The organism is Stenotrophomonas sp. STEN033, from assembly GCF_056856655.1.
The window spans coordinates 16,527-40,992 of sequence record NZ_JBXFWM010000028.1 but is presented as its reverse complement, the minus strand read 5'-3'; the positions used below and the strand labels follow the sequence as shown (position 1 = coordinate 40,992).

The following is a 24,466-nucleotide window of genomic DNA, read 5'->3' as shown; positions in this document are numbered from 1 at the left end:
GTGAGGCGGGGTAGGTTCATGCCGAGGTGCTACCCCCGCGTTGGGCCGAACCCTGATGTATACGCTTCCTGAATTGGTAACAATTCATTCAGGATATGGCGAAAGTCGTCAACATTGCTGCCGATATGTAATGATCAATGAATAGGAGCCTTGGATACTCAAGGCAGGGGGAAATGGATGAAGTACAAATTTGTGGATCAGGTGGACTCCCATCTGTTTGATAGGACGGTTGGCGCATGGGAAAGTCAACTTGCGGCGAACTCGGAAAATGTCAGTGAGTCCCACTACACCGCTGCCCTTGAGTTCTGTGGCCGGATTGTTCGGGGAGAGTCAGCGGGTGAAGGGCGAGTTTGCGCTGTTCAGCAAGACGACTGCCAATATGCGTCGGCGTTGATCGTGGTATCCCACGCCAAGAACCGCAATGAGGTTCGAATGCTGAATCTCTATGTTCAGCCAGATTTGAACCTTGCGGACAGCGCCCCAAACTATGCAGCATTGGCTTGGCTTGCAGCCACGGCTATGGTCGGGTGCTTAAACCTTACCTATGAAGCGCTTCCGGCTCGCCAGCTTAAGCTCTATACAGCTTTTCCTCTGGACAAGGAGTTCATGAGTGCACTTGGGACGGCTATCTTCATCAACGATGAACTAAAGCAGCACTACAGTGTCGAAAGCCAGGGAAATTGGCTTGTGGTCGTGAAGCTCGGCAATGGGGGCTCCCCATTACAGCTTGCTGAGTCCCCTACCAATTGACGGCTTTGACAATAACTCGGTTGTCAAGTACCCTAGCAACATCCGGCGGGGCGGCTGCCCCGGATAGCCCTGTCACAATTTAACGTTAGACACCCCAGATGAATCAGGAGAGGACCATGGCACTTAAGTTCGAAGGATCCGTGATGGATCACGCGGGCTTTAAGTCGATCCAGATGGAGCTGACGCAGAAGCTCGCTGTCGCAATTCAGACCAAGCTAGAAGAAATGGGAGAGGATGCTAAGGGAATTAGTTGGTTCTCTTCTGTTGCTGAAGACGTAGCTGCAGCCCGGTTCCGACAGGCCGCCTGATTTGGCGCCAGTCCAGCAAACCCCGCCTTACCAGCGGGGTTTTTTGTTGCCCAAAGAAAGGTCATGGCTACGAGGCTATCTACTCGAGGCCTAAATAGGACTGCCATTCCTCCATCAGTACCCGCCGCCGGTCGAGCAGCGCGCCGCGCCGGTAGGCGGCTTCGGCTTTGTTCCGGATGGCATGGGCCAGAGCCATCTCCACAACTTCGTTGGGCGTCTCGGTTTCCTCCGCGGCCCAGTCGCGAAAGCTGGACCGGAATCCATGGACCGTGAAGGGGAGGCCAAGCCCCTTGGGTGCCGGCTTCTGGACCAGGTACAACATCGCGTTCTCGGAAAGCTTGAATGGCGGCTCCTTCCGGTTCAGTGGTTCGAGGATTGCCATGGCGGCCGCGGTCAGCGGGACGGAGTGTTCACGACCACCCTTCATCCGTCCGGCTGGAATGGTCCACACGCCGGTCTTCAAGTCGAACTCGCTCCACGCGGCACCCACCACTTCTTCGGTCCGCGCGGCCGTCAGGATCGTGAAGCGCAGGGCGCGGCGTGATCTGGCATCACGCTCGGCAAGCGTGGTCATGAAGGCTGGTACCTCGGCAAATGGCATGGCGGCATGGTGCTTTGCCTTGGATACCTTCGACGGTTTGGGTAACAGGTTCTGCAGGTGGCCTCGCCAGCGCGCCGGGTTGTCACCCTCGCGCATTCCATGGACCTTGGCCCAGTCCAATACCCGCTCGATTCGGCCACGGACTCGGGTAGCGGTGACCGTCTTCTTCTCCCAGATCGGGCCCAGGCAGGACATCACCATCGGGGTGTCCACTTCGCCAACCGGCGTGGCGCGGGCAGGACCGTAGTCTTTCAGCGATTGGATCCACTGCTCGGCTTGGGCTTCGTTCTTCCAGCCAGGCCGGTGCGCGGCGATGTAAGCATCAGCGGCTTCGCCGAACGTAGAACCGGCAGACTTGGCCGCCCTGCGGGTGGCAATGGGGTCATCGCCAGCTACCAACATCTTCCGTTGTGCTACGGCAGCCTGGCGGGCTTCGGCTAGGGACACAAGGGAGGCGGACCCAAGTCCCATTTCCCGCCGCCGGCCCGCGCGCTGATACCGCAGCACCCAGGACTTGGCGCCGGATGGCCCCACCAGGAGGTACAGGCCGCCGCCGTCGGCGTGATAGCCTTGTTTGGTCAGGTTCTGGACCGCCTTGGCGCTTAGGCGGTGAATCGGTCGAGCCATCGGATCTGCCCCATCATTTGCCCCATGCTTTGGAGTCGGATTGTATGGGACAAGGTGACACGGGTGTGGAGTTGCAGGGCTTGGTGCCACTACGTTTCGGGATCGCATGGGAGCCACTGGGACGACCGAAGCGGCCTCTCACTCCGCCAGTTTCAAAAAAGCCCCTTTATCGGGGCTTTTTTGTGCCTGTGGGTTTTTCATTCGCGTTCTCCTTGAGTTTCTTTCTCGGGGCTGTCGTGTGTGGCGCGAGCAATGGGGTTGCGCGACTGTAGGGCGCGGTGGGGCTGTGCTGGTGGTCGCACTGTAGTGCCGAGCCATGCTCGGCAGAGACCCTCCCGATAATGCCTCTGCCGCGCATGGCGCGGCATAGTGTTGCTTGCGCTGAAGCGCGTTCGCTTCTTTGCAGCAGTGGCGTAAGCCGCGAAGCTGATGCTCGATCAGGTTGCGGGCCTGTGGGTGAATTCACTGGTGTCAGCTTCGCGGCTTGCGCCGCTCCTGCTGGTGCTGATGCGCCTCTGGAGGTGTGTAGGGCGGGGTCGTGTTGTGCTGATGTGCTGCTGGGAAAGCCTCTGCCGAGCATGGCTCGGCACTACAGTGCTCGTGCTCCTGCGTCACTGGTGGGCGTGCAGGGTGCGGCGGGGTGCCGCTGTAGAGTCGAGTCATGCTCGGCTGGAGCTTTCCCGGTAACGCCTCTGCCGAGCGTGGCTCGGCACTACGGACTTGTCTGCTAAAAACACGCATAAAAAAACAGCAGGCAATGCCTGCTGTTTTTGGTATTGGTGCGCTCGGAGAGATTCGAACTCCCGACCACCTGGTTCGTAGCCAGGTACTCTATCCAACTGAGCTACGAGCGCTCAACATTGCTGTTGTAGTTTGAAGCGGTGCAGATTGAATCTGCGTTCTGACATGGTGCGCTCGGAGAGATTCGAACTCCCGACCACCTGGTTCGTAGCCAGGTACTCTATCCAACTGAGCTACGAGCGCGTCGTTGCCAGGAGCGAGATTATGCGGATTTGAGATGTTTGCGTCAACGGTTTTGTGAAAATTTCTTAATCTTCGGGATGAATCAGTGCCGAAGCCACGTTCTGTGGTGATTTCATCCAATGAAAGTGGTCGGCACGTGCGCCCAATTCGCGTGATGACAATACTTTCAGGCGGTGTGCCGACGCTGGAAGCTTGGCCAGCAGTTGTTGCATCGAACTGACCGGCGCCAGCCAATCATTGTCCAGCACCACGGCGCGCGTCGGTGCGCTGATACGGCGCATGCCTGCTTCAAGATCGATCGGCATTCCCTGTGCCGCATAGTGGTTGCTGAGGCCCACGCGCGCCCAGTCGCGTATCAAGCCACGTGCCTCGGTACCACCGAAACCGACGCGTCGGCCGGGCAGGGTGCCATTGCGTTGTGCGAGCCAGGGCAGGAAACGATAGGCCAGCGGTAGCAGCCAGCCGCGCGGTGGCGGAAAGCTGCGCCACCAAGGCGTGCCGCTGGCGACCAGCCACAAGGCGTCGAGCCCGGCATCGCGCTGGCCGGCGTAGCAGCAGCTGAGCTGGCCGCCGAGGCTATGTCCGCCAAGCCGGAACGGCAGGCCGGGCAGGGTGGCATGTACGGCCGCTTCGGCGGCAGGAAGGTCGAGTTGCAGCAGCTCCCTGTAACCCCAATCGTGGCTGCGATCCGGGCGCAAGCTGCTGCTGCCATTGCCGCGCCATTCGTGCAGGAACACGGCAATGTCGTGGACGGCGAGCGCTTCGGCGAACGCCTGGTAATGGCGCGCTGCCACGCCCAGCGCTGGCAGCCACAGCAGGCAGGCGCGGGGTTGTGCGGGCAGGTAGGCCAGCAGTTCGAAACGGTGGCCATCGGCGCTGCTGACCTGCAGCGCCGATGTCTCATGCGCCGTCGTGTCTGCGCTCATGCCGGACGCGCCGCGCCGAAGTGATCGAGCACCATCACTTCGCTGCGGCCGGGGTGGTAGCCGCCCTGCAGGCCGCGCGCGACGTAGTCGATGGCTGCTTCGCAGGCGTTGGCCAGCGACAGTCCGCAGCAAAGCTGCGCAGCGATCGCCGAAGCCAGTGTGCAACCGGTGCCATGCGCATCCACCGGTAGCCGGCTGTGGCTGAATTCTTCGCGGCTGACGCCATCGAAATAACGGTCAATGACGCGGTTGCCTTCCAGCAGATGGCCGCCTTTGAGCAGCACTGCGCCAGCACCCATCTCGATCAGCGCGGCAGCTGCGTCTTCAGCCTCATCGCCATTGTTGATGCTGCGACCAAGCAGCAGTTCTGCTTCAGGTGTATTCGGGGTCAGCAGGGTGGCCAAGGGCAGCAGACGTTCGCGCATGGCGCGTAGTGCGTTGTCCTCCAGCAGTTTGGCGCCGCTGGTGGCGACCATCACCGGATCGAGCACGATATGGGTGGGGCAGCGCTGCTCCAGGACATCGGCAACCAGGTGGATCACGTCGGCGTTGGCGAGCATGCCGAGCTTGACCGCATGGATGTCGAAGTCGTCGAAGCAGGCGTCCAGCTGCGCCTGCAGGAACGGCAGCGGCGGCACGTGCACGGCTGTGACGCCGCGGGTGTGCTGTGCGGTGAGCGCGGCGATCGCTGACAAGCCATGCACGCGGTGTGCGGCAAAGGCCTTGAGATCGGCTTGGATGCCGGCACCACCGCCGGAGTCGGAGCCGGCGATGGTAAGGGCGGAAACAGGTGTTGAAGGACTCATGCGGTGATTGTGCAGGGTTTGTCCTTCGTCTGCCTCAGGCTTGCCGGCGCACTGCCCATTGGCGGTACAGCACGTAGCCCAGGCCGCTCAGTCCGGTCAGTACGGCTGGGACCAGTAGAGCATCGTACTGCCAGCGCGCGAACAGCCAGGCACCGAGTATGCCGCCGGCCAGGAAGCCACTGATGATCAGGCCATTCAGGGTCAGCCGGTGCATCGGCACCGGCAGGCCGCGCAGCAGGTGACCCAGGCCGATTCCCAGGTCGGTGAACATGCCGCTCAAGTGGGTGGTGCGGACCACGGCACCGCTGAAGGTGGTAACCATGGCGTTCTGCAGCCCGCAGGCCATGGCAGCGGCCAGTGCGCCCCAGATCTGCTGCTGTTTGAACAGCGGGATGGCCAGCAGCAACAAGGCCGATTCCAGGGCCAGTGCGATGCCATAGCGCCGACCAAGCTGCAGGGTGCTGTCCTGGATGATCAGTCCACTGAACACTGCACCAAGGGCAAAGGCGATCAGCAGGCCCCAGAGGTGGCCGACCGCGCGCCAGTCGGCATGCGCAAGGGCGATGCCGAGCTGGCTGGTGCTGCCGGTGAGGTGGCTGACGGCCTGGTGCTCAAACCCCAGGAAGCCGACAACATTGACGATGCCGGCCACGCAGGACAGCACGATGGCGCCAATCCAGACCCAGGTGGGCAGGCGGACCTTCATGCCGACGCCGGATCAGGGCTTGGACAGCGCGCCGTTGCGCTCGATGCTGGAGAACGTGCCGGCTTGTGGGTCGTACACCGCGCCCCAGAACTGCGCGCCGCCATCGCAGACACGGATCGCCTCGCGGGCCGGGTTGATGTCGCTGTGGTCGGGCAGGGTAAAGGCGTTGATGTAGATCAGGCGCTTGCCGCTGGACTCGAAGCCCACGTACTGGCGGCCGGACAGGGCCGGCTCGGCAATGCTGGGCTGCAGTTGTGCCAGCCGGCTCTCCAGCGCGTCGATATCGGCGCGGCTGGGTGCCCAATAGCCGGTGACTTCACCGGCGTGCTTGGCGGGGCTGTCGCGCGAGCAGGTGTCCAGCACCTGCGCGGCGACCACGGGGCGGGTGACGACCCAGGACTGTCCGGTCTTGACCGCCGTCGGCACGCTGCCGGGGCGCGTGTTCGACGGCGTGCAGGCTGCCAGCGTGAGTGTTGCTGCAGCCAGCAGGGACAGCGTGCGCAGATGTTTCACAGGACCTCCGAAGCATAATCGGCCAGACGCGAGCGTTCGCCCCGGCGCAGTGTGATGTGTGCACTGTGCGGCCAATTCTTGAAACGGTCCACCGCATAGGTGAGGCCGGACGTGGTTTCGGTGAGGTAGGGCGTGTCGATCTGCTCGACGTTGCCCAGGCAGACGATCTTGGTGCCGGGGCCGGCGCGGGTGATCAGGGTCTTCATCTGCTTCGGGGTGAGGTTCTGTGCCTCGTCCAGGATCAGGTAGCGTGACAGGAAGGTGCGGCCGCGCATGAAGTTCAGCGAGCGGATCTTGATGCGGCTGGCCAGCAGGTCATTGGTGGCTGCGCGGCCCCAGGCACCGCCGTCCTGGTTGTGGGTGAGCACTTCCAGGTTGTCGGTGAGGGCGCCCATCCACGGCGTCATCTTTTCTTCTTCGGTGCCGGGCAGGAAGCCGATGTCCTCGCCGACGCTGACCGTGGCGCGGGTCATGATGATCTCGCGGTAACGCTGGGTATCCATGGTCTGCGCCAGGCCGGCGGCCAGGGCCAGCAGGGTCTTGCCGGTGCCGGCGGTGCCGAGCAGGGTGACGAAGTCGATCTCCGGGTCCATCAGCGCATTGAGGGCGAAGTTCTGCTCGCGGTTGCGTGCGGTGATGCCCCACACCGAATGCGAGCCGTGGCGGAAGTCGTTGACCACCGACAAGGTGATGCGGCCATCGCCCTCGACCTTGCTGACCTTGAGTTCCACTTCGTCATCGCCGGCCAGGTAGGCGTACTGGTTGGGATGCCAGTCCTCGTCGTCGGCGGCCTGGATCTCGTAGCTGGTGCGGCCCTTGTCGCTCCAGCTGCGCAGGCTTTCGCTGTGCTTCTTCCAGAAATCCTCCGGCAGCACGGTGGCGCCGGTGTAGAGCAGGCTGAAATCGTCCAGCGCGCGGTCGTTCTCGTAGTCCTCCGAATCGATGCCGGCGATGGCGGCCTTGATCCGCAGGTTGATGTCCTTGGAGATGAACACCACCGGGGTTTCCGGATGTTCTTCCTTCAGTGCCAGGATCGCGCCGAGGATGGCGTTGTCCGGGATCACCTTGCCAAAACTCTTGCCGGCCTCGAAATGGCTGGTCTGGAAGTAGAGGTTGCCGGCGCTCTGCGCGCCGCGCAGCTGCAGGCCCTTGGGGCGTGCCAGCGGCACGCCGTTCTGCACACTGCCGATGCCGGCCTGTTCGATCAGCTCGTTGAGGAAGCGGCTCACCTGGCGGGCATTGCGGCTCGCTTCGGTGGTGCCCTTCTTGCCGTTGTCCAGCTCCTCGATCACCTGCATGGGCAGGTAGACATCGTGTTCCTCGAATTTGAACAGCGCGGTCGGATCGTGCATCAGCACGTTGGTATCCAGTACGTAGATGCGCTTGCCTCGGGTCATCGTCGATTCCTGGTGGCGGGACAGGGTCACGCCATCGCACCTGCAAGGCAGGGCGATGGGGTGGGTTGGAACAGGAGGTGGGTCACTTGGTTTGAGCGGCCTTCAGTGCGTCGAGCACGGCATCGGCATGGCCGGCGACCTTGACCTTGCGCCATTCCTGCACGAGCTGGCTATCGGGCGAGATCAGGAAGGTGCTGCGTTCGATGCCGCGCACCTGCTTGCCGTACATGTTCTTCATCTTGATCACGTCGAAGGCACTGCACAGTGCTTCATCGCTGTCGCTGATCAATGGGAACTTGAAGCCCTGCTTGGCGCAGAAGTTGTCGTGCGACTTCAGTGAGTCGCGGGAGACGCCGAACACCTGCGCACCTGCACGTTTGAACCTGGGTAGCAGTGCGTTGAAATCCAGGCCTTCGGTGGTGCAGCCGGGGGTGCTGTCCTTCGGGTAGAAGTACAACACCAGCCATTGGCCGGCCAGTTCGCTGAGGCTGGTAGTGGTGCCGCCGGACAGGGCCAGTGGCAGGGTGAGGGTGGTTCGGTCCAGGGTATCGCCGATGTTCATCAGATCCTTTCCGGAGCCTGGGGGTGTTCGGTTGCAATTGCATGAAACGCCGCGCGCCTGTGATGGGCGCGCGAATTTCAGAACTTCATCGGGTCCATGATCGCGTCCAGGTTGAGGTGGTCGCAGAACTCGAGGAAATCGTCGCGCAGGGCGGCGATGTGCATGTTGGAGGGTACGCCAATGGTGATCTGCGCAGAGAACATTTCCGCACCGGTCTGCATGGCCTGGTAACGGGTGCTCTGCAGGTTCTCGATGGTGATGCCCTGGCGGTCGAAGAAGTCGGCCAGCTGGAACAGGATGCCCGGCTTGTCGGCGGCAACCACTTCCACGATATACGGCAGCAGGTTGGACTGCGCCTGCTTGGCAGCGGTGCGATACCACACCAGTTTCAGGTTCTCTTCGCGCTCAAGCCGGGTCAGCATGGCTTCGAGCTTGGCGACGGCATCCCAGGAGCCGGTGGCCAGGGTGGTCACCGAGACATCGCGGCCAACCGTGGACAGGCGGGCATCGACCAGGTTGCAGCCGCTGTCGGCGATACGACGGGTAACGGACAGCAGGGGGGACTCCGGATGCGTCGTATAGGCGTTGATCAGGAGGTGGTTTTCGGTCGGCAGCGGCCGCGGCGTGGTGTCGGTCAAGGTGGTTCCGGGTGCTAGATGAGTCTGAACAACTCCATTTGGGGGCTGTTCGCTGGTGTCCAGCATACTTGCCCGTGCTTTCGACCGGCAAGTAACATGCTTTCGGTCACGAACCCGCCGCCCGGCGGGCTTCTCTACCCCCACGAAGAGCGACTGACCCTTTGTCCATATCTGGTCTCATCACCGCGTTGGCGACGCCTTTCAAGGCTGACGGCGCACTCGATCCTGACGGCTGGCAGCGCCTGTTGGCGCAGCAGCTCAAGGGCGGCGTCCAGGGTGTCGTGGTAGCCGGTTCGACCGGCGAAGCCTCGACCCTGTCTGACGATGAATACGATGGTTTGCTGCGCAGCGCCGTTGCCGCCTTCGGTGGCAAGGTGCCGGTGCTGGCCGGCACCGGCCTGTCCGGCACCGCCAGGACGATTGCCCTGACCAAGCGCGCGGCGGCCAATGGCGCCACCCATGCGCTGGTGGTCACGCCGCCGTATGTGCGGCCCACCCAGGAGGGGTTGCGCCAACACTATCTGGCGGTCGCCGAGCAGGGTGGCCTGCCGGTGGTGCTGTACAACGTGCCCGGGCGCACCGGTTGCGACCTGCTGCCGGAGACCGTCGCTGAGCTGGCCGGGCATCCGAACATCATTGGCATCAAGGAGGCGGTGGGTGATACCACCCGCCTGAAAGCCCTGCTGGAGCTGCGCAGCGACAGCTTTGCCATTCTCAGTGGTGACGATGGCTCGGCCGCCCGTTCCATGCTGTCGGGTGCCGACGGCCTGATCTCGGTGGGCTCCAACGTACTGCCGGGCGCTTACCGCACCCTGTGTGACCTGGCCCGTGCCGGCCAGCACGAGGCGGCGGAGGCCTGGGACGCCCGTTTGCAGCCCTATCACGATTTCTGCGGTGTCGAGTCCAACCCCATTCCGGTCAAGGCGCTGCTGCAGCGCATTGGCATCGGCCACGGGCTGCGCCTGCCGCTGCTTCCGCTTTCCGCGCCGTACCACGCACATGCCGATCATCTGGCTGCTGACGTGGGTGCGTTGGAAGAACTATCCAGCCGCTGATCCGGCGGCCTTTGAACTCTGGAGATTCACCCATGCGTCAAACCTCTACCGTTCGCGTGTTCTCGCTGGTGCTGCTGGGCGTGGTTACCGCCGTGGCGACCTCAGGCTGTTTCTTCAAGCGCGGTGCGCGTGGTGACTATGCGCTGGCCCCGGAGGCGCGCCCGCTGGAAGTGCCGCCGGATCTGAACCTGCCCAACACCGCTGGCTCGGCGCCGATCCCGGCCCTGGCGTCGGCGGCCAAGCCGGCACCGGCTTCGGCAGCGACCGTGGCGTCGTCGCAGAGTGGCTTCACTGTCAGTGGTGGCCGCGATGAGGTGTTCGGCAAGGTCGGTGATGCGCTTGCCGGCGTTGAAGGCCTGACCATCGCCAGCCGTGCGCAGCTGCTGGGCTCCTACGATGTGGCCTACGAAGGCAGCAACTTCCTGGTCCGCGTAGTGGCGGTGGATGCCGGTGCCTATGTGTCGGCGGTGGATCCGCGTGGCATGCCGGCGACCGATGCCGCAGCGACCAAGCTGATCGCCGCGCTGAAGGCCAAGCTGGCGGGTTGATAGCCGCGGCTTGGGAACAAAAAAGTTCCGGTGTCAAGCGTTTGTGAAAACAGCCTGATGGCCGGAAGTCTATATGGGGCACGGGTTTAGCTCTACTTCGGGCCGCTTTGCGGGGCTGCGGCGTTGTGGGCTAGGAGCCACATAAGAGCGTCGCGGTAGAAAGCCGGAGAGTGCTGCATCGGGGACGATTGCCAGCAGACGGCGGCCGCGTTTCACCATCATAGCCCACAACGCCGCAGCCCTCCAGAACGAAGAACGCGCAGCCTTGGGCTGCGCGTTCGAGGGATGGATACCACGGGAAACCGGCATCATCAGCTTGGCTTCGGTGGCGCGGCCTTGCCCGCGCCTCCCTTCCTGAATCCCCGATCCCCGGCCATGAAGGCTTCCAGCATGTGCGGAATCAGCACCGTGGCATCGACCGCCTCGCCGTAGGTCTGCGCGTGCAGCGCAGCGTAGCGGTCGAGGTCGGCTTTCAGGCTGGCCGGGCAAGCAAAGGTCAGCTTCGTGGATTCCGTTTTCGGCAGCGGCCCGAGCCGCAGCTTGCGCGTCGTCATCGTGAAGTCCCCCTCTGGAAGAAAAGTGGCTGGTACGGACGCAGCACCAGATCACGGTTGACGATGATGCGAACCGGCAGGCCCGGCCGCTCCGTCAGCGTCGGCTGGATGTTCATGTTGCGCCGGGTCATCTCTTGGCCGACCTGATTGATGCTGTCTTGGGCGCTGTCGCGCCCGGCGATGACGATGCGGTTGCCGTCCTGCCGGTTCTCCGGTGCGGCCAGCTCAGCACCAACACCCAGCAGCGTCGTCAGCGCCGCCCCGGCGAAGATGCGGCCCCAGTGATAGTCCACGTCGTCTTCCAGCCCGGCATAACCAGCCGGGTCGGTGCCGGCCAAGTTGTCGAGCGTGAGCGAAGACGTGTCGGGCAGGATGATCCGGTTCCACACCACTTGCACGCGGCTCTGCCCGTAGCTGACCTGGCTGTTGTATTTGCCCAGGATGCGCGAACCCTGCGGGATCAGCAGGAACTTGCCGGTGGCGGTGTCATAGACCGGCTCCGTCACCGTGGCGATCACGTCGCCGGGCAAGTCCGACTTGATGCCTGTCACCAGCGCCCCGGCCACCACCGTTCCGGCCATGACCTGATACGGCGAAGCCGGCAAGGTCAGATTGCCGGAATTACGGGTTTCCGTGGTTCCGGCTTTCTGGAAAGCCTCTTTCTGGTCTTGCCGGTTCTGTACGGCGGTCGGGTCGGCAGGCTGGGCCGCCGTCGAGGCCGGGCCAGCCGCCAGCGGGTCGAAGGCCGCATTGGCGGCGAAGCCCTGCGCGGCAGCCACCTGCGTCTGCGCCACCGGCGCGGCCTTCTGCGAACCCGAGCGGAAGAACACCGACGATGCCGCCGCCGATTCGGCTTCCTTGCGCAGCGCGTCGTTGGGGTCGTGGCCGGGGGCCGCGTAGGCGGCCGTCACCGGCTGCTGCGACTTCACGATGGCCGGGCCAAGATCGCCAGGCAGCGGTGGCCCCAGCTCCGGCACCTTCGGCGGCAGCTTGGAATAGTCGGCCGGCAGCGCGTCCAGCCCTTCGGACTTCGAGACGCGATCGACGTTGTAAAGCTCGGTCTGCTCGCCTGCGCCGCGCCGCTGCGGTTGCAGCGACCACATCAGCGCGCCGAGCACTGCGACCGACAGGGTGCCGGCGAGGATGGCCAGCGTGCGCCGGTTCAACCGCGTGACCGGGCGCGGCTGGGCGCGCAGCGCCACCGCTTCGGGTGCTACCTTGCCCGCCTGTGGCGTGGCGAGGTCGGGGGTGTCGTCCTGGCTCATGGTCAGTTCCTCCGCGCCACGCCATCCGTGCGTTCGATACGCACCACGTCGCCGCCGTCACCGCCCAGGCGCAGTTCGGCAGCGCCGAACAGCCGATCCACGATGTAGTACGGCGAGCGGAAGCGGTAGTTCACCAGTTGCCCGTCGCCCTGCGCGCCGATCACGAACAGCGGTGGCAACTCGCCTTGCGCGATGCCCGGCGGGAACTGGATATAGACCTTCTCGCCGTCATCGAAGGCGCGCAGCGGCTTCCACGGCGGATTACTGCCGCTGACCGCGTAGCGGAAGCGGATCTTCTCCAGCGACAAGCCGGTATCGACAGGCGCGGCGGCGCTGGCCGCCTGCGACTGACGCTGCAAGGCCAGCATTCGGTCTTTCGGGTAGTCCCAGGACACCGACGCCATCCATGCCTTTTCCGTCGAGGTCAGCTCCAGCAGGTACGTCCGGCGGCTGGTGGTGATGACCAGGTTCGTTTTGAGGCCCGAGCGGATGGGCTTGACCAGCACATTGACGCGCAGCGCATCGCCGCTGCCGCTGGACGTGTCGCCCACAATCCAGCGCACGGTATCGCCAGCCGCGACAGTGACAAGTTCCTCGCCGGGCTGGAGCGAAACCACGGTCACGCGCCCCGGCGCGGCATAGACCTGATAGAGCGCGCCATCGGTGAAAGGCCACACCTGAATCGCATTGACGTAGCCCTCGCGGGTCGGCGCAATGCGCGCTTCGGCGTTGGCACGGGAGACGCGCACCTTCTCGTCGGCCGGCTCCGGTATAGCCGGGGCTGTGTCCACCTCGGGCAGCGGCTTCAACTGCGCCGGGAGTGCCAGCGGCTCGGGCACGGCGACCACTTCCACCGGCGCGGGTGGCTCCCGCAGCGGCTGCGCCTGCACCGGCTCATCGAGCGAGATGGACGGCGGCGGCTTGCCCTGCGAGGCGCAGCCCGAGAACAGAACAGTCGAGGCCAGCAGGATTAACGGGAAAACGGATTTACGGAAAAGTGCATTCATGGCTTGGCTCCTTCGGACGAATCCAGTTCGCGGCTCCACGACAAGCCATTGACGTAGATACCCAGCGGGTTCTTGCGCAGGCGCTGTTCAGTGCGCGGGGTTTGCAGGACGGTGGAAAGCACGGCGTTCCAGCGTTCGGTGCCAGCGGGTGCGCCATTGACGAATCGCTGCTCTGTCCAGCGCACGTTGAAAGACGTGTCGCTGGCGCGCACGACGCTGGTGATCTGCACCGTCACCGACTCCTTGCCGATGCGGGCGAATGGGTCGTTCTTGCTGGCGTAGTCGTTGAGAATGGCCGCGCCTTTGTCGGTGGTGTAGTCGTAGGCATCGAGCCAGTTCTGCCGCACCACGATGGGGTCGATGGACAGCGAGCGCACCAGAGTCACGAAGCGCGCCAGGTGGTGCGCGATCTGCGCATCGGCGGGCCGGTACGGCGTGGCGGCTTCGCCGACGGCGCGCACCTGCCCCGACTGATCGACCTCGATGACATAGGGCGTGACGATGGACTGCGCCGAGCGCCACACCAGGCCGCCGGCCATCAGCAGCGCGAGCGTGAGGCAGCCGAAGGCCATGAAACGCCAGTTCTTGGCCTGCACGCGGGCCGAGCCGATCCGGTCGTCCCACACCTGCGCGGCGGATTGGTACGGGGTGGCAGGCTGCGGCGTGTCGGCGTAGCGCACCTGCGGGCGTTTGAATCGCATGGGTGTTCTCCTTGAAGGTCAGGTATCGGGTCACTCATCGGGGCGCAGGCTCGGGCCTTGCCCCGAGCCGCCGCCGTCGCCACCGCGCAGCGTGTGGGCGGCGGTGGTGGCGGCATGGGTGATCTGCTGGCGGCGGTGCATCCGCTTGGCCCAGGCGGGTTGCTCCTGCTTCGGCGCGCTGGCGGCGCTTTCCGTGCCTTCGCTTGCAGCGGCCTGGCCGGAACCGGCAGCGCCGGCATCCGCGCCGTTCCAGCCAGCACGGAAGGAACCGGCCACCTTCTGCCCGGCAGCGGACACACCCGATGCAGCGCGGCGGCCTGCGGCCTGTGCGCCGGTCTTGGCGACGTTGCCCAGGCCCGCCGCCGCGCCCTTGGCCCCGCCGCCCGCAGCGGCGGAACCGGCCTGGAATGCGGACTTGGCGCTGCTGGCCGCCGACGTGGCGGCGCGTGCGCCGCTGCCGGCGAGCTTGGCGGCGGCCGGGGCCATGCGTGCGCCCGCCATGACCGCACCGCCCACGCCAGTCGCGGCGGCACCGATAGCAACACCGGTGCCGACCGCGCCGACGGCCGCGCCCGCCATCGCGCCCGCGCCGAGCTGCGGTGCACCGGACACGAGGCCGGTGGCGATCCCGGGGCCGAAGATGCCCAGCGCCAGCAGCGCGAGCGAGGCCAGCATCACGACCAGCGCGTGGTCGATGGAAGGCTCGTCGGGATGAACCTGGAACTCCGCGAACAGGCCCGAGCCGATGCCGACGATGACGGCCAGTACCAAGACCTTGATGCCCGACGAAACCACGTTGCCGAGCACCTTTTCCGCAAGGAAGCTCGTCTTGTTCCAGAGTGCGAACGGAATCAGGACGAAACCGGCGAGCGTGGTCAGCTTGAACTCGATCAGCGTGATGAAAAGCTGTACCGCCAGCACGAAGAAGCAGAGGATCACCACCAGCCAGGCGATGAACAGCACCACGATGGGGTCGAGGTTCACGAACACTTCGGGGAAGCCGGCCATGTCACCGATCTGGTCGAGGATTGGCGCAGCGGCGTCAATGCCCGTCTTCGCCAGCCGGCCCGGCTGCAAGAAGTTCTCCATCGTGATGGCGGAGCCGGTGGCGGTGATACCTAGTCCCGCAAATGACCGGAACACGATGCCCGACAGCCAGTTGAAGTTGCCGATGATGTAGGCGAAGGCACCGACGTAAAGCACCTTGCGCAGTAGCTTGGCGATCACGTCCTCGCCCTGGCCGGTCGCATGACTCATGGCCCAATACAGGCCGGCGATGGTCATGTCGATGACGATGAGCGTGGCCGTCAGGAACGCGACTTCGCCTTGCAGCAGACCGAAACCGGAGTCGATGTAGCGCGAGAAGGTATCGAGGAATCTGTCGATGATCGTCACGTCGTTCATGGCGTGTTCTCCCCTGTGGGTTCATCGAAGCTCGGCGGAATCGGCGGCAGTTCGGCCAGCGTCCGGTACTCGTCCGGCCCGGTGTGGCCGGCGAAGAAGCGCCGCCGGAAGGCTTCGGCGGCGGCGTGGCAGGCGTCTTCGCCAGCAGCCTGCCGATCGGTCGCGCATTGGGCGCGCAGCGCCTTGAGCCGCACGGGATCGGCGGCCAAGGTCGCGGCCAGGTCTTCGGCCGGCTGCTGGCCGCACGCGGTCAGCAGCACGGCCAGCAGGACAGGAGCGCATCGCATGGCCGCCTCCCGTCAGTTGTTGTAGAAATTGACGGTCTGCGGCGTGTACGGCGTGCCGGTGCCGAGGAAGCGCCGCCGCACTTCGCGGGCGCGCTCGGTGGCCGCCGCCTGCCGCGCCAGTTCCAGCGAAGCCGCCCGGTCTTGCGTGATCTGGAGCTGCTGGGTCTGAATCGACTGTTTGGCCTGGAGCGCCAGCAGTTGATTGGTGGCCTGCATGGCTTGCAGCGCGCCGGTGGCCGACTGGCTCTGGCTCACGAGGTCGGCCAGCGCGCTTTCGTCTTTCGCCAGGTTCTGCGACACCTGCGCCTGCATCCGCATCGCGGTGTGCAGGCCGTTCAGGGTGTTCTTCCAGCGTTCCTGCGCATCGCGCAGCATCTGGTCGCCGCTGATGGTGGCGGCGTACTGCTCCGGGTACAGGCGCGAGAACGTGGCATCCATGCTCTGCACGTCGTAGGCCAGCCCCTGCGCCTCGGCGATCAGGCGTTCGGTGGTGGCGAGCGTGGAGCGCAGCCGGTTGACGATGTTGAAATCCAGATTCGCCAGATTGCGCGCCTGGTTCATCAGCATCTGCGCCTCGTTCTGAAGTTGGTTGATCTGGTTGTTGATCTGCTCCAGCGTGCGAACGGCGGTCAGCGTGTTCTGCACGAAGTTGGACGGGTCGAACACCGTCAGCGCCGATGCGGGCTGCACGGCCAGCAGCGACACCGACAGCGCGGCGGCGAGCGAAACGGAAAGCACACGGGTCTTCATGGCGAAACCTCCAGCGGTTGAGTAGCGAGGAAAGAAGCCGCCGCCGGTGAGGACGGCAGCAGGTCAGCGGCCCAATCGAGGGCGCGATGGCGCAGCCACGCGCCGGCGAAGCCGGGAGCGCCGGCCTGCGTCAGCACGCGCTCGATGTCGCGTTGGTCTTGCGGTGTGGATGCGCCCGCGAAGGCGAGCGCGGCCGGCCCCAGGTCGAGGTCGAACAGGCGGTTTCCCAGGCGCGATTGGTAGTAGTAGTCCCGCTTGGGCTGCGCGGTGGCGACGATTTCGATTTGCCGCGAGTTCAGGCCGAAGCCTTCGTAGATCGTGCGAATCTGCGGTTCGGTCGCTTGCGGGTTGGGCAAGAAAACCCGGCTCGCGCAGCTTTCGATGATCGCGGGCGCGATGGTCGAATCCTTGATGTCAGCGAGCGACTGCGTGGCGAAGATCACCGACACGTTTTTCTTGCGCAGCGTCTTCAACCATTGCCGGATGCGTGCCGCGAAGGATGGTTCATCAAGGAAAAGCCAGGCTTCATCGAGGATCAGCAGCGTGGGCGCACCGTCGAAACGCGCATCGAAGCGGGCGAACAGATAGCGCAGCACTGCTTGCACGGCCGCGGGGCTGTGCATGAGTTCTTCCATCTCGAAGCCCTGCACGTCGCCACTGCCGAGCCGGTCACGGTCGGCATCCAGCAGCTTGCCGTGCGCGCCGCCGAGCACATAGGGCGACAGGGCTTGGCGCAGCGCGTTCGATTGCAGCAGCACCGAGAGCCCGGTCATCGTGCGCTGTTCCACCGGCGCACCGGCAAGACTGCCGAGCGCCGACCAGATGGCAGCCTTCTCGTCCGGGCCGACGGCCACGCTTTCGTGCAGCAGCCGGCCTTCCACCCATTCGGCCGCCCAGGTGCGGTAGCCCTCGCCGTCGATGCGGGCGAGCGGCTGGAAGGCGATACCGCCGTCCGCGCCCAGGTCGTAATGCTCGCCGCCCAGCCCGAGGATGGTGGCGCGCATCGAGCGCCCCATGTCGAAGGCGAAGATGCGCGAGCCGCCATAGCGACGGAACTGCAAGGCCAGCATCGCCAGCAGCACGGATTTGCCCATGCCGGTCGGCCCTGCGATCAGCGTGTGCCCCACGTCGCCGATGTGCGTCACCAGCCGGAACGGCGTGGCGCCATCGGTGCGCGTGACGATCAGCGGCGGGCCGTCGAGGTGGACGTTCTTCTCCGGGCCAGCCCACACCGCCGACAGCGGCATCATGTGCGCCAGGTTCAGCGTCGAGACGATGGGCTGGCGCACGTTGGCATAGGCGTTGCCCGGCACCGACGACAGCCACGCATCCACGGCATTGAGCGTTTCAGGGATGGTCACGAAGCCCCGGCCCTGAATCACGCGCTCCACCATGCGCAGCTTTTCGTCGGCCACGACTGGATCGGCATCGAGTACCGTCACCGTGGCGGTGAGGTAGCCGAAGGCCACTTGATCGCTGCCCAGCTCCTGCAAGGCCGCGTCGGCGTCGGCCGCCTTGTTGCTGGCATCCGTGTCCACCAGTGGCGATTCCTGCTGGAAGATCGTTTCGCGCAGCAAGGCGATGACGTTCTTGCGCTTGGCGAACCATTGACGACGCAGGCGGCCCAGCTCCTTTTCCGCCTCGGCTTTGTCAAGGCAGAGGAACCGGGTACTCCAACGATAGGCAAAACCCAGGCGGTTGAGGTCGTCCAGCAAGCCCGGCCAGGTCGAGGTCGGGAAGCCCCGCACCGACACCACGCGCAGATGCTGGTCGCCCAGCATGGGCGCGAGGCCGCCGACCAGCGCGGAATCGGCTAGCAGCGCGTCGATGTGAAACGGCACTTCCGGCACGGCCACGCGGTAGCGCCGCGTGGACACCGTGGCGTGCAGGTAGGTCAGCGTCTGCGCGTCATCGAGCCAGGCGATTTCCGGCATCACGCCATCGAGCAGGTCAAACACCCGATCCGTTTCCGCCACGAAGGCATCGAGACGACCGCGCCAGTCCACGCCATCGCCCGGCGCGTGCTCGTAGAGCAGCTTGGCCGCACGGGCTCGGGATTCCTCGGGCGGCAGATAGGCCAGCGTCAAGTGATAGGCGCTCTCGAAGTGATTGCCCGATTCCTCGAAGGCGGCGCGGCGTTCCTCATCGACCAGCCAGGACAGCGGCTCGGGAAACTCCGAGTGCGGATAGTCTGCGGCCGGTCGGCGCTCGGCTTCGATGAACAGTGCCCAGCCGGAACCCAGCCGGCGCAGCGCGTTGTTCAGCCGCGCCGTGGTGGCGATCAATTCGCCCTGCGTGGCGCTGTCCAGATCAGGCCCGCGAAAGCGCGCCGTGCGCTGGAACGAACCATCCTTGTTCAGTACCACGCCCGGCGCAATCAGCCCGGCCCAGGGAAGCCAGTCGGCCAGCAATGCGGGCCGCTGGCGGTATTCGGCAAGGTTCAGCATGGCATCCCCCTCACACGTCCAGCAGCGGCTTGTGCTTGATGTGCCGGGCGAAGACCTGCATGAACTGCGGATCGACGCGCGCGCCCCACACCGCCAGCGAGTGGCCGACGATCCAGAGCACGACACCGGGAATCCAGAGTTGCAGGCCCAGCCCGACGGCGGCGGCCAGCGTGCCGTTGGCAATCGCCACGGTGCGCGGTGCGCCGCCCATCAAAAGCGGTTCGGTCAGCGAGCGATGCAGCGGCACCTCGAAGCCTGCCGCGAAGCTGTCCGGCCCGCTCATACGACCGCCCCGCCGGAGAAGCTGAAGAACGACAGGAAGAAGCTCGACGCCGCGAACGCGATGGACAGGCCAAAGACGATCTGGATCAGCTTGCGAAAGCCCCCCGACGTGTCGCCGAAGGCGAGCGCCAGGCCCGTGGCAATGATGATGATGACGGCGACGATGCGCGCCACCGGCCCCTGGATCGACTCCAAGATGGATTGCAGCGGGCCTTCCCACGGCATCGAGGAACCGGATGCCTTTGCCGTGCCCGCCGTCATCAACATGACGGCGGCCAGCAGCAGGCCGTGATGCGCAGGGCCGACCAGCCGCCGCAGGCGTGCGATGGTCGAAACCGGATTTACGGAATTACGGAAAGCGTGAGCGTGCATCTGCGTCATGGCAGTTCTCCAGGTTGGTCAGGGGACAAGGAAGGCGCAGCGGCATCGGCTGCGAGAGGAACCGGCATCAGCTCGGGAAACGGCGTTTCCAGCGCGTCCGCCAGGCGGTAGCCCACACCGTCGAAGCCGACGACGCGGGCGATGCTTTCGACGCGGCGCTTGCGGCCGCGTCCGGCGATGTGGATGACGACGTTGACCGCCTCGGCGATCAGCGCACGCGGCGGGTTCACCGCCACTTCGAGAATCAACTGTTCGAGGCGCAGCAGCGCGCCCAGCGCGGAACCGGCGTGGATGGTGGCGATGCCGCCCGGATGGCCGGTGCCCCATACCTTCACCAAGTCCAGGGCTTCGCCGCCGCGCACTTCGCCGACGATCACGCGGTCGGGCCGCAGGCGCATCGTGGCGCGCACCAGCTCGGTCATGGACACGACGCCAGCGCGGGTACGCAGCGGCACATGGTCGCGGGCGGCGCATTGCAGCTCGATGGTGTCTTCGAGCACCAGCACGCGGTCGCCGGTGGCGGCGATCTCGGCCAGCAGCGCGTTCGCCAGCGTGGTCTTGCCGCTGCTGGTCGCCCCGGCGATCAGGATGTTCTGGCGCTCGCGCACGGCGCGGCGCAGGAAGTCCGCCTCGCCTGCGGTCAGGATGCAGTCGGCCACATAGCGATCCAGGCCGATGATGCTCACGGCGCGCTTGCGCAGCGCGAAAGCCGGGCCGGGCGCGGCGGGTGGCAGGATGCCCTCGAACCGCTCGCCGGTTTCGGGCAGCTCGGCGGTCAACAGCGGTCGTCCGCGATGCACTTCCGCGCCGACGTGCGCGGCCACCAGCCGGATGATGCGTTCGCCATCGGCCTCGGGCAGTTCCACGCCCAAGGGCGCGCGGCCCGACGACAGACGATCCACCCATAGGGTGCGGTCGGGGTTGAGCATGATTTCGACCACATCGGGGTCTTCGAGCGCGGCGGCGATCAGCGGCCCCATGGCCGTGCGCAACATCTGTATGCGGCGATCCAGCGAGACGGCAGAAGATGGCTTCGGCACTGCGCTCATGAGGCACGCTCCTGCGCCTCGGCCAGTGCCGCCGCGTCATCCATCCTCATCGGGTCGGGGTGCAGTTCTTCCACCACATCGCGCACCAGGCTGCGGCCGCGCAGCAGGTGTCGGCCGAGCTGTTCGACGAACTGCTCGAAGCGTGCTTTGCCCTGGGCGCGGGCCGCGTCCTGATGGGCTTCGGGAACCGGCGTGCTGACAGTCAGGAAGTAGCGGACGAACAGCGCCAGTGTTTCGATCTGGATGTTCTGGTCACGCTCCAACCGCTCGACCTGCCGCGACAGGCGATCCAAGCGCTTGGCGATAGCCGCCTCGCGCTGGTCGCCGGCATCGGGCGACAGCCACGATGCGAGCGCCGCCGCGACGATGGACGACTTGGACACGCCTTTCTTGGCGGCCAGTTCTTCGAGGCGCTTGGCGTGCTCGGGCTGGATGAACAGATTGAGGCGGTATTGGCTCATAAGTCGATTCCGTCGTTGGGGTCGAGGGAAGCCAGCCGGGCCGTGCGTTGCATGGCCGGATCGAACTGGCGAGGGAGCGGCAACAGCAGGTCGTCGTCGTCATCGAGCAGCCCCAGGTCGTTGCCGGCGGGCTGCGGGTCGGGGCTGTATTCCGCGACTTCGGATAGCTCCGGCTGGCGGCGCGGGCCGCCGTCGTCGGTGCCGCCCAGGCCATCGGTGGCTGCGGTGGCCGGTGCGGCGGGAACGGCGGGGATCGCCATGCCGCTCCAGTCGTCTGGCCGGGCCGGTGGCGCATCGGCGTATTGCCCTGCCGCGAGCGCGGGCGGAGGCAACACGCGGCTCTTGAAATTCGCGTCCGCGTAGTAGCGCAGCTTCTTCGCCTTGATCGGCGCCACGCTGGACACCATCACCACGGCTTCGTCGATCGGAAGCTGCATCACTTCGCCGGGCGTCAGCAGCGGGCGAGCCGTCTCCTGCCGCGACACCATCAGATGCCCCAGCCATGGCGCGAGCCGGTGGCCTGCGTAGTTGCGCTGCGCGCGCAGTTCGGTCGCGGTGCCGAGCGTTTCGGAAATGCGTTTGGCCGTGCGTTCGTCGTTGGTCGCAAACGTCACGCGGACATGGCAGTTGTCCAGAATCGAATGGTTCTGGCCGTAGGCTTTGTCGATCTGGTTGAGCGACTGCGCGATGAGGAAGCTGCGGATGCCGTAGCCCGCCATGAAGGCCAAGGCTGTCTCGAAGAAGTCGAGCCGGCCCAGGGCCGGGAACTCGTCGAGCATCAGCAGCAGGTTGTGGCGGCGCTCGATGCCGTCGGAGCCATCGAGTGATTCGGTGAGCCGCCGCCCGATCTGGTTGAGGATCAGGCGGATGAGCGGCTTCGTGCGCGAAATGTCCGAAGGCGGCACCACCAGGTACAGCGACACCGGATGCTCGGACGCTATCAGGTCGGCGATGCGCCAGTCGCAGCGCGACGTGACTTCGGCCACCGTGGGATCACGGTACAGGCCGAGGAACGACATGGCGGTGCTCAACACGCCGGAACGCTCGTTGTCCGACTTGTTGAGCACTTCGCGGGCGGCGGATGCGACAACCGGGTGCGGTGCATCGCCCAGGTGCTTTGTCGTCATCATCCGGTGCAAGGTCAGCTCGAACGGGCTGGCCGGATCGGACAGGAAGTTGGCGACGCCACGCAGCGTCTTGTCTTCGCCCGCGTAGAGCACATGCAGGATGGCTCCGACCAGCAGCGCGTGCGAAGTCTTCTCCCAGTGGTTGCGCTTCTCCAGCGCGCCTTCGGGATCGACCAGAATGTCGGCGATGTTCTGCACGTCGCGCACCTCATACGCACCGCGCCGAACCTCCAGCAGCGGGTTGTAGGCAGCGGATGCCGGGTCGGTGGGGTTGAACAGGAGGCAGTGCGAGAAGCGCGAGCGCCAGCCCGCGGTGATCTGCCAGTTCTCGCCTTTGATGTCGTGGATGACGGCGGACGCGGGCCAGGACAGCAGCGTAGGAACGACCAGGCCCACACCTTTGCCCGAGCGCGTAGGCGCGAAGGTCAGGACGTGTTCCGGGCCTTCGTGGCGCAGGTACTCGTTGCGGTACTTGCCGAGGAAGACGCCCGCCGGTTGCGTCAGCCCGGCTTTGCGAATGTCATCCGCTTCGGCCCAGCGCGCTGAACCGTAGGTCGTGACCAGCTTGGCCTGGCGCGAGCGCCACACCGACATGGCGATGGCCACCACCACGGCCAGCAAGCCGCTGCCGCCCGCAATGGACCCGCCGATGTCGAAGACCTGCGGCGCGTAGGCGTCGAAGAAGAACCACCACTCGAACAGCCGCCAGGGGTGATAGACCGGCGTGCCGAAGAAGTCGAACCAGGGCGAGCCAAGGCGTAGTTGATAGCCCAGGGCGGCGGCTGTCCATTGTGTGGCACCCCACACGCCGGCGATCACGATGCCGAAGACGGCGGCGATCTGCCCGAACAGCACGCCCTGACCTTGCATAGACTGGCCTCCGATTTCCCCTGCTCTGATTCCTCGTCCACTTGCGGCACGGGGACGTGCCGCATAGCGCGAGGATCAGTGCCGGGTCGGTGCCGGTCAAAGACCGTTTTCGGCATCGAAATGCCGAAAAAAGCGATGTTTCAGTCTTCAGGAAACGCGAGAAAAGCGCCGCGAATACAGGCGTATCGTGGCGTGTTACGCAAAAAAACGAAGTTTGGCGGGCAAAATGCCGCGTTTAGAATTTGGGCGGCTTCTCCTGGGGCGTATAGGGCACCTTACCGTCGCCATAAAAACGCTTGCGAGTGGCTTCGGCCACCCTGCGGCATAGCTCGTCACCCAGCGCGGCACGGTCGGTGATGCACTGCCGGCGCAGTTCTTTCAACCGTTGGGGCTCAGAGGCCAATTCTTCAACGGTTGGAATGTCCTTCTGCTTCGGGGCCTCGGATGGGCCGCAGGCCGACAGCAGCACGGCCAGCAGGAGCGGAGTCGTCTTTGTCATGGCTTGGGTTCCTCCGGGGGGTCAGGGTCGATATTCGGCGCGGGACGGTTAGCCTCAGGGGATTCAATCGCCTGTACGCGCTCGATGAAATGGGTCAGCGCGTCTGAAGGCTCGCCCTCCAGGCGCAGCAAATATGTCGTCAGCATCGGCGAGCGGCCCGCCAGCGGTCGTGCGACAACGCCCTGTTCGCGGCTGGCCGCTATATGCGCATAGCCCGTCAACCCGAGCCCGAAACCAGCGGAAACAAGCGCCATCATCAAATCGCAGGACGCCACCCGCTCCACTACCAACGGTTCCATGTCCACGCGGCGTAGCACTCGCTCCACTTGTCGCGCGTGACCTTCGCAAGCCTGCGGGTCGCAGAGGACGAGGGGGTAGCGCAGCAATTCTTCCAACGGAATGCGCTTGTGGGCCAATAAAGTATGTCGTGCCGGTACGGCCACCATCATGGGATCGTTCCACACGGCCAAAGCGGCAATGCCTTCCCCGACTTCATCTGACCGGGCAAAACCCACGTCGTACAAGTCGTCATGAAGTCCTTTGATTTGTTGGGACAGCGGGACTTCAAAGAATCGCAAATCGACTTCGGGTTCTTCTTGGCGGCAGAGTGCAAGCAGTGCTGGCAGCCGCGACGGTGTAATGCCGTCGGAAAGGGCGATACGCAGTTGGCTATGGAAGCCGTTGGCGGCAGCCTTCACACTGTCGCGGGCCTGCTGTATGGCAAGGAAAACACGGGGCACGTGCTCCAAGAACAGCTTGCCGGCCCGAGTCAGTCGAGTGCTGCGACTGGTGCGGACAAAAAGCTGCTCGCCTAACTCTTCTTCCAGTTCCTTGATGGCACGCGATAGCGGCGACTGTTCAATATGCAGCTTCTCGGCGGCACGGGCAAAGTGGAGTTCTTCGGCCACCGCCAGGAAGCAACGCAGATGTCGAAGTTCCATGTGGATTCCCCCTCCTTTGC

At 64.9% G+C, this 24,466-nt stretch carries 27 protein-coding genes and 2 tRNA genes; 4 read left to right on the top strand and 25 right to left on the bottom strand.

Annotation, left to right across the window (positions count from 1 at the left end; translation table 11 throughout):
* Positions 1-177: 177 nt before the first annotated feature.
* Together AC1VXC_RS11355 and AC1VXC_RS11350 are read left to right on the top strand one after the other, a co-directional pair.
* Positions 178-750, top strand: coding sequence for a hypothetical protein (locus AC1VXC_RS11355; RefSeq protein ID WP_481538289.1), 573 nt, complete (start codon positions 178-180; stop codon positions 748-750).
* Positions 751-866: 116 nt separating this feature from the next.
* Positions 867-1,058 (top strand): hypothetical protein, encoded by a 192-nt coding sequence (locus AC1VXC_RS11350; RefSeq protein WP_481538290.1) that lies wholly within the window; start codon positions 867-869, stop codon positions 1,056-1,058.
* A gap of 79 nt (positions 1,059-1,137) precedes the next feature.
* Here AC1VXC_RS11350 and AC1VXC_RS11345 read toward each other — a convergent pair whose 3' ends face one another.
* The 10 genes from AC1VXC_RS11345 to AC1VXC_RS11300 form a co-directional block, all read right to left on the bottom strand.
* Positions 1,138-2,286, bottom strand: a complete 1,149-nt coding sequence (locus AC1VXC_RS11345; RefSeq protein ID WP_481538291.1) for a tyrosine-type recombinase/integrase — start codon at positions 2,284-2,286, stop codon at positions 1,138-1,140.
* 777 nt (positions 2,287-3,063) lie between these two features.
* Positions 3,064-3,140 (bottom strand) — tRNA-Arg (locus AC1VXC_RS11340).
* Between the two features lie 53 nt (positions 3,141-3,193).
* Positions 3,194-3,270 (bottom strand) — tRNA-Arg (locus AC1VXC_RS11335).
* A gap of 65 nt (positions 3,271-3,335) precedes the next feature.
* Positions 3,336-4,196 carry an alpha/beta hydrolase family protein gene (locus AC1VXC_RS11330; RefSeq protein WP_313171575.1) on the bottom strand — a complete coding sequence of 287 codons (861 nt, stop codon included), beginning with the start codon at positions 4,194-4,196 and terminating at the stop codon, positions 3,336-3,338.
* Positions 4,193-5,002: a bifunctional hydroxymethylpyrimidine kinase/phosphomethylpyrimidine kinase gene (gene thiD, locus AC1VXC_RS11325; protein WP_313492600.1), complete on the bottom strand. Its 810-nt coding sequence runs from the start codon at positions 5,000-5,002 to the stop codon at positions 4,193-4,195. Before thiD ends, AC1VXC_RS11330 begins: the two co-directional genes overlap by 4 nt.
* 34 nt (positions 5,003-5,036) lie before the next feature.
* Positions 5,037-5,708 carry a YoaK family protein gene (locus tag AC1VXC_RS11320; protein WP_313171578.1) on the bottom strand — a complete coding sequence of 224 codons (672 nt, stop codon included), beginning with the start codon at positions 5,706-5,708 and terminating at the stop codon, positions 5,037-5,039.
* 12 nt (positions 5,709-5,720) lie between these two features.
* A complete protein-coding gene (locus tag AC1VXC_RS11315; RefSeq protein ID WP_481538298.1) occupies positions 5,721-6,212 on the bottom strand; it encodes a hypothetical protein in 492 nt (163 codons plus the stop codon).
* Between the two features lie 5 nt (positions 6,213-6,217).
* Positions 6,218-7,618 carry a PhoH family protein gene (locus tag AC1VXC_RS11310; RefSeq protein WP_313171910.1) on the bottom strand — a complete coding sequence of 467 codons (1,401 nt, stop codon included), beginning with the start codon at positions 7,616-7,618 and terminating at the stop codon, positions 6,218-6,220.
* Between the two features lie 82 nt (positions 7,619-7,700).
* Positions 7,701-8,180, bottom strand: a complete 480-nt coding sequence (locus AC1VXC_RS11305; RefSeq protein ID WP_481538293.1) for a peroxiredoxin — start codon at positions 8,178-8,180, stop codon at positions 7,701-7,703.
* A gap of 77 nt (positions 8,181-8,257) precedes the next feature.
* A complete protein-coding gene (locus tag AC1VXC_RS11300) occupies positions 8,258-8,884 on the bottom strand; it encodes a glycine cleavage system transcriptional repressor (protein ID WP_481514875.1) in 627 nt (208 codons plus the stop codon).
* A gap of 95 nt (positions 8,885-8,979) precedes the next feature.
* Between AC1VXC_RS11300 and dapA the strand changes: the two genes are divergently transcribed.
* Together dapA and AC1VXC_RS11290 are read left to right on the top strand one after the other, a co-directional pair.
* Complete coding sequence (gene dapA, locus AC1VXC_RS11295) at positions 8,980-9,873, top strand: 4-hydroxy-tetrahydrodipicolinate synthase (protein ID WP_481538294.1); 894 nt, start codon at positions 8,980-8,982, stop codon at positions 9,871-9,873.
* Between the two features lie 32 nt (positions 9,874-9,905).
* Positions 9,906-10,421, top strand: coding sequence for a hypothetical protein (locus AC1VXC_RS11290; RefSeq protein WP_313171581.1), 516 nt, complete (start codon positions 9,906-9,908; stop codon positions 10,419-10,421).
* Between the two features lie 311 nt (positions 10,422-10,732).
* Here the strand turns inward: AC1VXC_RS11290 and AC1VXC_RS11285 are convergent, their stop codons facing one another.
* The 15 genes from AC1VXC_RS11285 to AC1VXC_RS11215 form a co-directional block, all read right to left on the bottom strand.
* Positions 10,733-10,975 (bottom strand): DUF2274 domain-containing protein, encoded by a 243-nt coding sequence (locus AC1VXC_RS11285; protein ID WP_006472382.1) that lies wholly within the window; start codon positions 10,973-10,975, stop codon positions 10,733-10,735.
* On the bottom strand, positions 10,972-12,240 hold the full coding sequence (locus AC1VXC_RS11280) for a TraB/TrbI/VirB10 family type IV secretion system protein (protein WP_049445184.1): 1,269 nt from the start codon (positions 12,238-12,240) through the stop codon (positions 10,972-10,974). Before AC1VXC_RS11280 ends, AC1VXC_RS11285 begins: the two co-directional genes overlap by 4 nt.
* Positions 12,241-12,242: 2 nt before the next feature.
* On the bottom strand, positions 12,243-13,247 hold the full coding sequence (gene trbG, locus AC1VXC_RS11275; RefSeq protein ID WP_049445187.1) for a P-type conjugative transfer protein TrbG: 1,005 nt from the start codon (positions 13,245-13,247) through the stop codon (positions 12,243-12,245).
* Positions 13,244-13,948, bottom strand: a complete 705-nt coding sequence (gene trbF / locus AC1VXC_RS11270; RefSeq protein WP_049445189.1) for a conjugal transfer protein TrbF — start codon at positions 13,946-13,948, stop codon at positions 13,244-13,246. The genes trbG and trbF overlap by 4 nt, the downstream gene beginning before the upstream one ends.
* Before the next feature lie 30 nt (positions 13,949-13,978).
* Positions 13,979-15,352, bottom strand: coding sequence for a P-type conjugative transfer protein TrbL (trbL, locus tag AC1VXC_RS11265; protein ID WP_049445192.1), 1,374 nt, complete (start codon positions 15,350-15,352; stop codon positions 13,979-13,981).
* The gene (locus AC1VXC_RS11260) at positions 15,349-15,639 is read right to left on the bottom strand and encodes a lipoprotein (RefSeq protein ID WP_049445194.1); all 291 of its coding nucleotides are present in this window, start codon (positions 15,637-15,639) and stop codon (positions 15,349-15,351) included. The genes trbL and AC1VXC_RS11260 overlap by 4 nt, the downstream gene beginning before the upstream one ends.
* A gap of 12 nt (positions 15,640-15,651) precedes the next feature.
* Positions 15,652-16,389: a P-type conjugative transfer protein TrbJ gene (trbJ, locus tag AC1VXC_RS11255; protein WP_049445197.1), complete on the bottom strand. Its 738-nt coding sequence runs from the start codon at positions 16,387-16,389 to the stop codon at positions 15,652-15,654.
* Positions 16,386-18,836, bottom strand: a complete 2,451-nt coding sequence (trbE, locus tag AC1VXC_RS11250) for a conjugal transfer protein TrbE (RefSeq protein ID WP_049445200.1) — start codon at positions 18,834-18,836, stop codon at positions 16,386-16,388. Before trbE ends, trbJ begins: the two co-directional genes overlap by 4 nt.
* A 10-nt stretch (positions 18,837-18,846) precedes the next feature.
* Entirely contained in the window at positions 18,847-19,119 is a 273-nt protein-coding gene (locus AC1VXC_RS11245; protein WP_004883097.1) for a VirB3 family type IV secretion system protein, read from the bottom strand.
* On the bottom strand, positions 19,116-19,499 hold the full coding sequence (locus AC1VXC_RS11240) for a TrbC/VirB2 family type IV secretion system protein (protein ID WP_014859547.1): 384 nt from the start codon (positions 19,497-19,499) through the stop codon (positions 19,116-19,118). Before AC1VXC_RS11240 ends, AC1VXC_RS11245 begins: the two co-directional genes overlap by 4 nt.
* Positions 19,496-20,494, bottom strand: a complete 999-nt coding sequence (gene trbB, locus AC1VXC_RS11235) for a P-type conjugative transfer ATPase TrbB (RefSeq protein ID WP_481539242.1) — start codon at positions 20,492-20,494, stop codon at positions 19,496-19,498. The genes AC1VXC_RS11240 and trbB overlap by 4 nt, the downstream gene beginning before the upstream one ends.
* Positions 20,495-20,544: 50 nt before the next feature.
* Positions 20,545-21,009, bottom strand: coding sequence for a ribbon-helix-helix protein, CopG family (locus AC1VXC_RS11230; RefSeq protein WP_049445208.1), 465 nt, complete (start codon positions 21,007-21,009; stop codon positions 20,545-20,547).
* A complete protein-coding gene (locus AC1VXC_RS11225; RefSeq protein ID WP_049445211.1) occupies positions 21,006-23,006 on the bottom strand; it encodes a conjugal transfer protein TraG in 2,001 nt (666 codons plus the stop codon). Before AC1VXC_RS11225 ends, AC1VXC_RS11230 begins: the two co-directional genes overlap by 4 nt.
* 235 nt (positions 23,007-23,241) lie before the next feature.
* Positions 23,242-23,505 carry an EexN family lipoprotein gene (locus tag AC1VXC_RS11220; protein WP_023106770.1) on the bottom strand — a complete coding sequence of 88 codons (264 nt, stop codon included), beginning with the start codon at positions 23,503-23,505 and terminating at the stop codon, positions 23,242-23,244.
* Positions 23,502-24,446, bottom strand: coding sequence for a LysR family transcriptional regulator (locus AC1VXC_RS11215; RefSeq protein WP_049445215.1), 945 nt, complete (start codon positions 24,444-24,446; stop codon positions 23,502-23,504). The genes AC1VXC_RS11220 and AC1VXC_RS11215 overlap by 4 nt, the downstream gene beginning before the upstream one ends.
* Between the last annotated feature and the right edge of the window lie 20 nt (positions 24,447-24,466).